At 45.8% G+C, this 10816-nt stretch carries 13 protein-coding genes; 4 read left to right on the top strand and 9 right to left on the bottom strand.

The genetic code is table 11. From position 1 onward, the window contains the following. Positions 1-47: 47 nt before the first annotated feature. Genes B3V56_RS12025 through B3V56_RS12015 form a run of 3 tightly spaced genes read right to left on the bottom strand, consistent with a single transcriptional unit; the run spans position 48 to position 2205 of the window. The gene (locus B3V56_RS12025) at positions 48-755 is read right to left on the bottom strand and encodes a lysophospholipid acyltransferase family protein (protein ID WP_289283759.1); all 708 of its coding nucleotides are present in this window, start codon (positions 753-755) and stop codon (positions 48-50) included. Continuing rightward, positions 721-1344 carry an L-threonylcarbamoyladenylate synthase gene (locus B3V56_RS12020; protein WP_289283758.1) on the bottom strand — a complete coding sequence of 208 codons (624 nt, stop codon included), beginning with the start codon at positions 1342-1344 and terminating at the stop codon, positions 721-723. Before B3V56_RS12020 ends, B3V56_RS12025 begins: the two co-directional genes overlap by 35 nt. Positions 1345-1371: 27 nt before the next feature. Next, positions 1372-2205, bottom strand: a complete 834-nt coding sequence (locus B3V56_RS12015) for a PHP domain-containing protein (RefSeq protein ID WP_289284332.1) — start codon at positions 2203-2205, stop codon at positions 1372-1374. A 53-nt stretch (positions 2206-2258) separates the two neighbouring features. On the opposite strand from B3V56_RS12015, the gene B3V56_RS12010 reads away from it, so the two are divergent. Genes B3V56_RS12010 through B3V56_RS11995 form a run of 4 tightly spaced genes read left to right on the top strand, consistent with a single transcriptional unit; the run spans position 2259 to position 5631 of the window. Next, positions 2259-2837, top strand: coding sequence for a septation protein A (locus B3V56_RS12010; protein ID WP_289283755.1), 579 nt, complete (start codon positions 2259-2261; stop codon positions 2835-2837). 12 nt (positions 2838-2849) lie between these two features. Then, positions 2850-3149: a YciI family protein gene (locus B3V56_RS12005; protein ID WP_289244584.1), complete on the top strand. Its 300-nt coding sequence runs from the start codon at positions 2850-2852 to the stop codon at positions 3147-3149. Next, positions 3146-3412 (top strand): BolA family protein, encoded by a 267-nt coding sequence (locus tag B3V56_RS12000; RefSeq protein WP_289283754.1) that lies wholly within the window; start codon positions 3146-3148, stop codon positions 3410-3412. Before B3V56_RS12005 ends, B3V56_RS12000 begins: the two co-directional genes overlap by 4 nt. A gap of 11 nt (positions 3413-3423) precedes the next feature. After that, positions 3424-5631 (top strand): PilZ domain-containing protein, encoded by a 2208-nt coding sequence (locus B3V56_RS11995; protein ID WP_289284331.1) that lies wholly within the window; start codon positions 3424-3426, stop codon positions 5629-5631. Between the two features lie 3 nt (positions 5632-5634). Here B3V56_RS11995 and pmbA read toward each other — a convergent pair whose 3' ends face one another. From pmbA to B3V56_RS11965, 6 genes are all read right to left on the bottom strand, one after another. Then, positions 5635-6969, bottom strand: a complete 1335-nt coding sequence (gene pmbA / locus B3V56_RS11990; RefSeq protein WP_289283751.1) for a metalloprotease PmbA — start codon at positions 6967-6969, stop codon at positions 5635-5637. A 61-nt stretch (positions 6970-7030) separates the two neighbouring features. Beyond that, positions 7031-7789, bottom strand: coding sequence for a HesA/MoeB/ThiF family protein (locus B3V56_RS11985; RefSeq protein WP_289283750.1), 759 nt, complete (start codon positions 7787-7789; stop codon positions 7031-7033). Between the two features lie 30 nt (positions 7790-7819). Then, positions 7820-8656: a peptide chain release factor N(5)-glutamine methyltransferase gene (gene prmC, locus B3V56_RS11980; protein ID WP_289284330.1), complete on the bottom strand. Its 837-nt coding sequence runs from the start codon at positions 8654-8656 to the stop codon at positions 7820-7822. Then, the gene (locus tag B3V56_RS11975) at positions 8656-9666 is read right to left on the bottom strand and encodes a response regulator (protein WP_289284329.1); all 1011 of its coding nucleotides are present in this window, start codon (positions 9664-9666) and stop codon (positions 8656-8658) included. The genes prmC and B3V56_RS11975 overlap by 1 nt, the downstream gene beginning before the upstream one ends. Before the next feature lie 18 nt (positions 9667-9684). Continuing rightward, positions 9685-9996 carry a DUF3301 domain-containing protein gene (locus B3V56_RS11970; protein WP_289283726.1) on the bottom strand — a complete coding sequence of 104 codons (312 nt, stop codon included), beginning with the start codon at positions 9994-9996 and terminating at the stop codon, positions 9685-9687. Beyond that, positions 9993-10715 carry a 16S rRNA (uracil(1498)-N(3))-methyltransferase gene (locus B3V56_RS11965; protein ID WP_289283727.1) on the bottom strand — a complete coding sequence of 241 codons (723 nt, stop codon included), beginning with the start codon at positions 10713-10715 and terminating at the stop codon, positions 9993-9995. The genes B3V56_RS11970 and B3V56_RS11965 overlap by 4 nt, the downstream gene beginning before the upstream one ends. Positions 10716-10816: the final 101 nt, after the last annotated feature.

Here is a 10816-nt window from a genome sequence, read left to right as displayed (position 1 = left end):
GTAAGTTAATACAGAAATGGGGTAAACCTCGATAAAAATCAAGAGAGTTAATGCGGATGTTTTTGTAACGTTTCGATATAGCTTGTTAATTGAGCTTTAAGCACATCGATTTCCTGTAAAGGTGATAACGGTTTGCCAACACGGATCTGAACATGACTGGGAACAAAGGGAGCGAGCAATACCTGTCCCTGCGCTCTAATCCCATCCAATCGCACTGGATATATTGGTGTTTTTGTCCATATGGCTAAGCGAACAACGCCTGCTTTTATTGGTCTTGGTGGATCGCTATCTAAATGAATTTTGCCATGAGGAAATAAGGCAATAACCTCTCCCTGTTCCAGAGCGCGTCTTGCTGCTCGCAATGCTTGTTCTGCTCTGCCCTTACGGTCAACAGGAATACAACCGGCCGCTTTGAAAATCCAATGAAGGACTGGCCGATGATATTCTTCTGAGGCGATCAGAAACCGTAATGGTCGACGACTCGCCGCAATCAACAATAAGGGATCAAGCCCGGAAACATGATTAGCAGCCACAATAGCTGGGCCTTGTTCTGGCAAGGGCAAGGGCAACACCAGACCAGGATGACGATGTAATACTTTGCAAAGAAGACGGGTTAGACCATCCAGCCAGTTCACATGCATGCCACCCCAGTCAGCGCGTGACTGAGATAAACACAAGATGAAAAAGGCGAAAACCAGAATTAGCGTTATCCACATACGCTTAACTCTCGAACGGCGCAGTATCTCCCATGCCATGTCGGGTAACTTCAGGTAAGTCATCAACAAATTCAACCACGGTGGTGGGTTCTGCACCACAGGCACCGCCATCAATAATTAGATCCACCTGCTTACCAATGGCGTCAACAATGTCATCGGCATCGGTCATGGGCATATCATCACCAGGCAAGATGAGCGTTGAACTCATTAAGGGCTCATTCAATTCTTCCAGCAGTGCCAATGCAATCGTATGTTCCGGAATGCGTAAACCGATGGTTTTTCGTTTGGGATGCTGTAATTTTCTAGGTACTTCCTTGGTCGCCGGTAAAATAAAGGTGTAAGGACCGGGAGTGTAGGCCTTTAAAAGACGAAAGACCGCATTGTTGAATTTTGCATAGGTTGAGAGTTCTGATAAATCCCGACACACCAAAGTAAAGTTATGATCTACATCCAGTTGGCGAATCCGACGCAGTCGTTCCATGGCATTGTTATCGCCAATCTGGCATCCCAGTGCATAACCAGAGTCAGTGGGGTAGACAATCAAACCACCACCACGAATAATTTCGCAGGCCTGTTTGATGAGTCTGACCTGAGGATTCTCTGGATGTATTTGAAAAAACTGGCTCATATGAAATCACTTTATAAAAAATTGGTCTTAATTCACCCATGTAGACCAGATGGGTGTCACGTTTGGCGGCAAGTCTGTCATTTTACCGAGTTCAGTATAGCTATTGTCAGGGCTGTGAAAGTCGGAGCCTGCAGAAGCCAGCAAATCAAATTCTGTTGCCAGTCGTGCCATTGTTCTCACCTCTTCCGGGTGCTGAGATCCTGAGGCAACTTCAATACCCGCCCCGCCCAGATCTTTAAATTCAGCGACTAATTTCCGACGTTTTGTCGCCGTCATTTTATACCGTGCCGGATGCGCTATCACTGCTTGTCCACCAGCAGCATTAATCCAGTTAACGGTCTCTTCGAGGCTGGCCCAATTGCCACTGACATACCCCGGTTTGTTACGAACCAAAAAGCGCTTAAACACATCCTTCATATCTTTTGCATAGCCTTTTTCAACTAAAAAGCGAGCAAAATGTACACGTCCCATCATCGTTTCAGATGCATATTGACTCGCACCATCATAGGCTCCAGGGATGCCGGCTTTCTCTAATCGGCTTGCAATATCTATGGCTCGCTGACGCCGATAATCTCGCAAAGCTGATAATCCTTCCTGCAAAGCCGCATTATCAATATCAATTTGTAAACCGACAATATGCACGGTCGCACCATGCCAGCTAACGGAGATTTCTACACCAGGAATCAGAACAATATCCTGAGACAGAGCCTCCTTCATCGCCTGTCTGATGCCTTCTGTACCATCATGGTCTGTCAACGCAAGATGGGTAACACCTTGTTGTTTGGCGCGCGATACCAACGCTTCTGGTGTGAGCGAACCATCAGACGCGGTGGAATGGGTATGTAAGTCAAACTGAGTCATAGGTGATATTTTACGATAGAATGCAGACATCCTGCTTGAAGTGAAAAAACGAAATGAAATTATTCTTCGATTTCCTGCCAATAGTGTTGTTTTTTGTAGCGTATAAGTTCGGCGGCGGAGAGTACACGTTTAATGGCATAAGCTATCAGCTAGAAGGTATCTATGTCGCGACCGCCGTCATGATTGTGGTCAGTTTATTACAGGTTTGCATCACTTGGTTGTTGTATCGAAAGGTCGAACGTGCGCATTTAATCACCCTGGCCTTAGTGCTAGTGTTAGGCGGGCTGACGCTCTGGTTACATAACCCGTACTTTATTAAGTGGAAACCCACGGCAGTAAACTGGTTATTCGCATTAGTCTTTATAGGGGCTTATCTGTTTACCGATAAATCGTTGCTGGAACGAATGATGGCGGATCATATTCAATTACCAGCCAAAGTCTGGACTCGTCTCAACCTGGCCTGGGTCGCTTTTTTTATATTATCCGGTCTCGTTAACCTGTATGTGGCCTTTAACTATGATGAAGCTACGTGGGTTAACTTCAAATTATTTGGCATGTTAGGACTAACCATCGTCTTTGTTGTGGCACAGTCCATTTATTTGGCCAAACATGCTGTAGAAGTAAAAAAATAGGGATTGTGAATTATGTTATACGCCATTATCAGCGAAGATAATCCAGACAGTCTCAGCAAGCGTCTTGCTGCCAGACCTGCGCATTTGGAACGTCTTCAAGTACTACAGAACCAAGGCCGTCTTGTTTTGGCTGGTCCTCACCCTGCTGTTGACACAGAAGCCCCGGGAGAAGCTGGATTCAGTGGGAGTCTGGTTGTTGCTGAGTTTGATAGCCTCGAACAAGCACAATCATGGGCAGCAGAAGATCCTTATGTGGATGCTGATGTCTACGCCAACGTCACCGTTAAACCCTTTAAAAAAGTCTTACCATGAGCACCATTGACGATATCAAAACTGCACTGCAAGCCCTATCACCTGAACTGATTGAAATTGAAGATGACAGCGATAAACATGCTGGTCATGCTGGCAATACAGGTGGTGGTCATTACAACTTGCTGATTGTCAGTGACGCCTTCTCAGGCTTAACACTTATCAAACGTCATCGTTTGGTTTTTGAGCAGGTTGAATCTCTGATGAAATCGAAAATTCACGCCTTGAGTATTCAGGCAAAAACGCCTGCCGAATATCACGTGTAGCTCATACCACCATGGCTGAAAATGCTGATCTTAAGCAAAAAAACCAAGACTTTTTGCAAGGATTAGAAAAACAACGTCTTAACAAAGATTGCCTGCGAATTATTGATTTACGAGGCAAGGTGAGCGGGGAATGTCAGGCCTATGAGTTTGGTGGCCGTCGACATTATTTGGATGATAGAGCTTATCTCCTAGTTAAACAACTCATGCAGCGTACTCAGGGCCGCTACACCGTGGCAGTCTACGAAGCCGTGCTGAAAACGATCAGACAACTAGAACAGGCCATTATCACGGAGGAGCCAGAGGAAGATGACCAAACAAAAATTCAACGACTGAAGCTGGATGAGAATTTTGCCCGAGCAGAGCAACGACTGAATTTTAGTACGCCCATCAAACTTCGGATTGCAGATGTGCTATACAGCGGCCATACCGTCAATATATCTTCAACGGCTATCCGGGTGACGATAAAGCGTAGTTATACACTGCACATTGGCGACTCTGTGACGGTTGAATTTAGCGAGCTTGCAGAAAAACACCGTCACACTTTTCTCTCGCTTCAGCGTTATCAGATATTAAAACTGGAACACGATGAAGCCTACTCCACCCTCATTCTTACCCAAGAAAACGCGGATATGGAATTTGTAGAGTGGATGTCTGGCTTTATTGAACATCTGGCTAAACAGCGTCATATTGATACCGAGTATGAGTTACTCAATTTACAAAAAACTTTTTATCGACGCCTGTGGGTTAACCATCTTGCTTCCCCGGTATTGTGGCAAGTGCAATATGCAGACTATCCGGATTATCAGGCTATTTTTTGTGCTGCTGAAGCACAGTGGCAGACGCAACATTGGCAAACTAATCTGAGTGCACTGATTGAGAGTCTGCCAGCGCCTGAACAGAAACAACAAGAGAAACGATTGATTTTGATCGGTGACAAACGCTTATGTTTTTCTTCATTAAAATCAGACAAGCAAGTCAGCGCATTACTTAGTCACGCTAATATGGAGCAACAGCATCTTTTTCTGATGCTGCAAAGCCCAATCGAAATTGATGATTCTGTGTCTGCATCATCTCTGAGCATGCTCAAGGAACATGCCCCAGCCTACGCAGAACAGCTAGCAAATAATCTGCACTATCCACAATATGCTATTCGTTTGATTGACTTACAAACCGCGCTATCAGACACCGAAATCAAATCTACACATACGCAAGAGAGTACGCCAGAATGTTATGACATCCCGATGTGGGAGTTAAATGATTTGCCTACGCCATATGCCTTGAGTCATGTTATTAAACGCCAGGTTCAGCGATATCATATCCGTACTCCGGTCACCTTACATTTCAATGAACAAGAGTGGAACAGCACCAGTGTGGATGTCTCAAGTCATGGTTTATCAGTGACGCTACCATTAAACGTTGAACTGACTCTGGATAAAGTCGTTTATGTTGATTTTCCTCGCTGGCAAAGTCAGACAAAAAAGGTCAGTCTGCAACGTATTCCCTATCAACTCAAAAATAAAAAACGCTGGGAGAACAAGTATCAACTGGGGTTTGAACGCATTCATGAGCATTGCTCCGCCAGCCAGAATCAGTTTTTTGACAACATCATTGCCAGCAACCATTCACAACTCAAACAAAATCATGATGACCTGATACAGCATCATGAAAGTCGTTTATTCCTACCCTGCTTACTTACTACCTCAGAATCGATTCCGCTATTTCTGGGCGTTGATGAATCAGGTCAGAGACACATCTCGGTCATTGGCTGCACGGAACGAAATGGTGCTGACCAGCATACGGATAATTTCTGGCGTTCTATCGAGATTCATCTAGCTGAACTGCATGAGCAAGTAAAAGGCTTGCAGGCTAAAGAAGGTGAATCACTGAACACCGCGTTATACGGATTTGAAACCCACCATGACCAATGGCAGTGGATGTTTGATCATCAGTTTATGACGCAAAGGGATAAGGATCGTTTTCTTCAGCGTGGGCTATCAGCCAAACAATTTCATGCATTTCAATGCTTTGTCAGCCCAATCAATGACAGAGAAGCTGATGAGCAGACTGATCTTATACCGCAGCTGAACCAACAGCGGAGTCAACAAGCTCATCGCATAAAAATAATGCGTCAACAGTTATCTCAATTATTTGCACTGCTAGAACTGACCGATATAACGCAGTTAATATCGCTGAAATACGCAACAACTAACCCAGCATAGGCCTTATGCAGCCGCTATCATCATTTTATCAATCAGCACTGAGCCACAACGCGTATTACCTCGAATATCCACGTCACTTCCCACATCCACAATTCCCATAAACATGTCTTGCAAGTTGCTGGCGATGGTAAATTCATCGACTGGGTATTGAATTTCCCCATTTTCCACCCAAAAGCCAGCGGCACCTTGTGAGTAGTCACCATTCACAATATTAACCCCCATGCCCATGGTTTCTGTGACGATAATGCCTTTATCCATTTTTTTGATCAGTGCAGCCAAATCAGCATCAGTACTGCTATCAATCGTTAAGTTGTGCACACCACCGGCATTACCTGTTGTTTGCAGACCCAAGCGTCGGGCGGCATAACTGTCGAGCACATAGCCTTGCAACACGCCACCTAAAATAATGTCACGATTTTGTGTGGCCACACCTTCACCATCAAAGCTGGCACTACCCAAGGCTTTGAGAATATGTGGTTGTTCATGCACATGAATAAACTCAGGGAAAATTTGCTCACCTTTTTTATCCAGCAAAAATGAGGCTTTGCGATACAGCGCACCGCCGCGGATAGCTGAAATTAATTGTCCGAACAGTGAAGGGGCCATCTGAGCAGTGAATATCACCGGGTAGCTACCTGTTTTTACTTCACCGGCACCTAATCTTGATAATGTCCGTTCTGCAGCTTTTAAACCGATGGACTCAGCACTCAGAAGATCATTAGCATCACGTTTGATGTCATACCAGTAGTCGCGCTGCATACCGCGTGCATCTTGAGCAATAAGCGTTGCAGACAAACTATGTCGACTGCTTTGAGTTGCTCCCATAAAGCCATGACTGTTGGCATAAACACGCTGACCTGTATGACTGGAAACGGTCGCTCCTTCAGAATTTGATATTCGTGGATCGTTATCGAGACCTGCCTGCTCACATAGCGTGGCAAGATCAATCGCCTTTTCAACATCGATCGACCATGGGTGATAGAGCGACAACTCTGGAAATACAGTGGCCATTAAATCAGCATCCGCCAGCCCGGCCGCTTCATCAGCCTGAGTATGTTTGGCAATATTACAGGCCGCCCCTACAGCTTCAGTGATGGCCGCTTCACTTAAATCAGAGGTACTTGACGATGCTTTGCTATGTCCAAAATAGACCGTTATGCCTAAGCCTGTGTCGTTGTTGTGTTCCAACGTTTCGACTTCACGTTGACGAACCGTGACCGATAATCCTTCACTGTGGCTAAGCCCAACCTCGGCAGCACTTGCACCGCGCTTCTTGGCTTCAGTCAGTGCCATTTCCGCAGCACGTTCCAATTCAACAGTATTTGTCATTCGACTCATAGTAGTGTTCAAATCCTCGACTTATTTGTCTTTTCTCAACAGCATGACATGCTTGTTCAGTTTATTCACGGTGATGACTGTCCGCACATACTGGACAGCTTGGATCAGGTTTCAGTTTTATCTCACGCCAACTCATGGAAAGCCCATCAAGCAGTAATAAACGCCCCGTTAATGGGGTGCCGATTCCAGCTAATAGTTTTAATGTCTCCGCAGCCTGAGTCCCGCCGATCATGGCCAGCATCGGGGCGAAGACACCACTCTCTGAACAGGTTTCCTGCAGTTCGCCTTTATCTTCATACAGACAACGATAACAAGGTGAGTCTGCTTGACGCGGATCATAAACAGTGACTTGCCCATCAAAGCGGATAGCGGCACCAGACACCAGTGGTATCTTATTTTCCCTGCTGATCTCATTTAAGAAAAAACGGGTTTCAAAATTGTCGGTGCAATCCACGATCACGTCCACGTGAAGCGATGCCGCCAACATAGCAGGCTTATCCAAGCGCTCATCAATCATGTCGATAGCGATATCAGGATTCAGAGCATGGAGCTGTTCATATGCGGAGTCGACTTTTTTTCGACCGATATTCTTATGTGTATGAACAATTTGCCGTTGTAAATTGGCTAATTCAACCACGTCATCATCGACCAGCGTTAAATGGCCTACTCCTGAGGCAGCAAGATACATCGAAACAGGCGCACCCAGCCCGCCCAACCCGATAATCATGACATGACTATCAAGCAGACGCTGTTGGCCCTCAATATCCATCTGGGATAGTAATATATGTCGACTGTAGCGGAGTAGCTGTTCGTCATTCATCGTCTGTTAACTCTACTGAATAGCCCGGCATTATAACGTGAGTTGTGCTATGACAACCCGATCGTTACCACCAAAGTCCTGGTGAGCCGAAATCTGTACAAACCCTGCCTCTGAGAATAATTGCTGCACTGCCCGGGATTGATCATGTCCATGCTCAATGAGTAACCAGCCACCAGGTTTCAGACAGATCGCAGCCTGCTTGATAATCTGGCGTATATCATCAAGCCCGTCTGGTCCTGATATCAACGCAGAAAGCGGTTCAAAACGAACATCACCCTGCTGTAAATGTGGGTCATCTGCTTCGATATAAGGCGGATTCGAAATCACCATATCAAACTGAGCTGGCTGACATGCACTCAACCAGGAAGCTTGAAAGAAATGAACGTGGTCAAGCCTATAGGATTGGGCATTTTGTTGCGCTAACTTGACCGCCTGTAGATGAAAGTCACTGGCAATGATAGTGACATCAGGCCGCTCATGTGCGATGGAGAGAGCGATGGCCCCCGTTCCTGTCCCTAAATCGATTATGCGCATACCCGGCTGCAGCTTTGGCAATGCCAGCGCGACCAGTAATTCGGTATCGGCTCGGGGAATAAGTGTCGAATTATTAACCGCCAGGTCGAGTGACCAAAACCCCCTGCTGCCCGTAATATGCGCTATTGGCTCACCGGTTTGGCGTCTCGTGATGAGGTGTTTGAAGTCTTGCCATTGCTGCTCTGTCAGATCTGTCTCGGCATCGAGTAACAGGCGTGTTGGCGAACACGTCAACACGTGACATAACAGATACTGCACATCGACATCGGGACTGTTTGAATGAGCTAGGCAAGTGCGACCATAGACCTGAGCTTCACGAATTGATGGCAACATTAAATCAGAACAAAGACTAAGGCGAGTAAGGCGATCACACCCACACCAATACTGATATTACGCTGCATCATCAGTTGCGCCTGAATTTGTGCCCATTGCTCCTGATGAGTAGTATCAAATTCATTTTTCATCGCAGTAACCTGGTTACGAATAAGTGGCAATATTTTTTCATTCACCAACCTTTCCAGGCTTTTGGCGACCAGCGGGTTTAGATCATGTTTTAACTGGCGAAGTACCGACTCACGCACCACATTTTGCTGTTTATCCAACCATTTGGCGGCATTTTGCTCCAAAGCGCGATCAATGTTTGAACTTAAGTCCATCTCTTTTAGCGTTTGCTCTAAAACCGGTTCTGCGGTTATCGACACCAATTCATTCAGCTGAATTGATAAGGATTGTTTTAAAGCGGAAAACTGTTGTTCAGTGAGCTCTCTTACCAGCTGCACAACCTCATCACGGCCAAACGGGTCTGAAGCTTCAGACTGAGTCGTTGAGCTTGATTGCAACCGTTGTTCAACATCTCGAAGTAACTCATCTTTAAATGAGGCCAGGATGACATTTATCTCTGGCTGCGCTGACTCAGAATCAGCATGAGCATGAGCATGAGCATGAGCAGCATCAGGCAGAGGGATAGCGCTGAACTCAATTTCATCTAATATACTTTCCAGCTTATCCGCTTCGGGCGGTTTGCTCAGAACAGCTGAGGCACCTGCCTCAAACGCTTTTTTCTGATCAGCTTCGGTTTCATTACCTGTACAAATGACAACCGGAATATGTCCCCATTGTGGGTGTTGTTTCAGCTGGGAGGTAGCTGTCAGGCCATCCATCGTCGCCATCATCACATCCATAAAGATGATATCCGGTAAGGTATCCGTGGTCTGTAACCATTGCATTGCTTCTTCAGCGCTACCCCATTCCACACTGCTGTAACTATGGTCACGTAGCAATTTGCTTAGGGTCATTCTGGCAACGCGAGAATCATCCACCACTAATGCCATCAATTTAGTCATGATTATCCTCTGTTGATGTTAACCGGCGCGAAAGGCATCCATTTTAATCGACTCGACTTTTTTACCCATCATGATGACCTCCCCCTGATAACGCTGCTGCATATCACTGGCGAATTCAAAAAAGTAATACCGCTGCAACTGTATACGACCTTGGCGATTACGTTTAAATCGTATCTTACGCCAGAACACCGTATCGTTTAAAAAAGCCACGCCGGTATTGGCGCAATACGATTTTGCGGCCAGCGTCGCGCGTTCAGCCACACCGCGACTGTCCCACCAAAACCAGGCTATAGCAGCTAGAATGATGACTATAATTTCGCTGTCATTCACCCTAGATCACCCCATAATGCTTGAGAGACAGCCAGAGCTGCCACTGCGGCTGTTTCCGTTCGTAAAATACGTGGTCCAAATTGTACAGCCTGATAACCGGTATCTTTTGCCATCGCCACTTCGCTATCCGCTAAACCACCCTCGGGACCAATCAACATGGTTAGCGATTGAGGTTTTGACAACTCAGTAAAGCGTGTTTCTGCTAGAGGATCCAGTACCAAGTTCAGCTGATCCTGATAATCAGATAATACATCGGCTAATGTTTGAACTGGGCTTAATTCAGGCAAAAAACTCCGACCTGATTGCTCACAGGCACTAATCATGACACCTCTCCAATGATGAAATCGTTTATCAGCGCGGTCACCATTTAGCTGTACATTGCAACGTTCGGTTATCACAGGCACAATTTTTTTGACGCCCAACTCCACCGCTTTTTGTATAGCAAAGTCCATTCTCTCACCACGTGAAACGCCTTGTAATAAGGTGATATCTAATGGTGATTCTTTCTGTGTTTCTATCGCATTGCCCAGGCGCACGCGTGAATGCCGCTTTTCAACTAGGGTCAACTCTGCTTCATACTCCATACCGCCACCATTGAACAAACGAATATTGGCCCCTGGTTTGAGCCGCAGCACTTGAATGGCATGACGGTGCACGTCATCCGGTAAGACAAATTCTGATTCAGAAGATGACAGTGTTTCAGTATAAAATCGAGGCATGCGCATGTTGTTGGTGTCAAAAAGCAAGTAAAGTGATAAGCAGTTTACAGATTGTCATCGATAGATTGAATCAAATTCCTTTTTTCACTGTTATACTCAAG

This window comes from Methylophaga sp. UBA2513 (assembly GCF_002341285.1).
Lineage (GTDB): Bacteria > Pseudomonadota > Gammaproteobacteria > Nitrosococcales > Methylophagaceae > Methylophaga > Methylophaga marina.
Note: the sequence above shows the minus strand (reverse complement) of the source record. Positions and strands in the feature narration are given on the sequence as shown.

Coding starts and splice junctions, on each gene's coding strand:
- B3V56_RS12025 (WP_289283759.1), bottom strand. CDS start 755: ATGGCATGGGAGATACTGCGCCGTTCGAGAGTTAAGCGTATGTGGATA.
- B3V56_RS12020 (WP_289283758.1), bottom strand. CDS start 1,344: ATGAGCCAGTTTTTTCAAATACATCCAGAGAATCCTCAGGTCAGACTC.
- B3V56_RS12015 (WP_289284332.1), bottom strand. CDS start 2,205: ATGACTCAGTTTGACTTACATACCCATTCCACCGCGTCTGATGGTTCG.
- B3V56_RS12010 (WP_289283755.1), top strand. CDS start 2,259: ATGAAATTATTCTTCGATTTCCTGCCAATAGTGTTGTTTTTTGTAGCG.
- B3V56_RS12005 (WP_289244584.1), top strand. CDS start 2,850: ATGTTATACGCCATTATCAGCGAAGATAATCCAGACAGTCTCAGCAAG.
- B3V56_RS12000 (WP_289283754.1), top strand. CDS start 3,146: ATGAGCACCATTGACGATATCAAAACTGCACTGCAAGCCCTATCACCT.
- B3V56_RS11995 (WP_289284331.1), top strand. CDS start 3,424: ATGGCTGAAAATGCTGATCTTAAGCAAAAAAACCAAGACTTTTTGCAA.
- pmbA (WP_289283751.1), bottom strand. CDS start 6,969: ATGAGTCGAATGACAAATACTGTTGAATTGGAACGTGCTGCGGAAATG.
- B3V56_RS11985 (WP_289283750.1), bottom strand. CDS start 7,789: ATGAATGACGAACAGCTACTCCGCTACAGTCGACATATATTACTATCC.
- prmC (WP_289284330.1), bottom strand. CDS start 8,656: ATGTTGCCATCAATTCGTGAAGCTCAGGTCTATGGTCGCACTTGCCTA.
- B3V56_RS11975 (WP_289284329.1), bottom strand. CDS start 9,666: ATGACTAAATTGATGGCATTAGTGGTGGATGATTCTCGCGTTGCCAGA.
- B3V56_RS11965 (WP_289283727.1), bottom strand. CDS start 10,715: ATGCCTCGATTTTATACTGAAACACTGTCATCTTCTGAATCAGAATTT.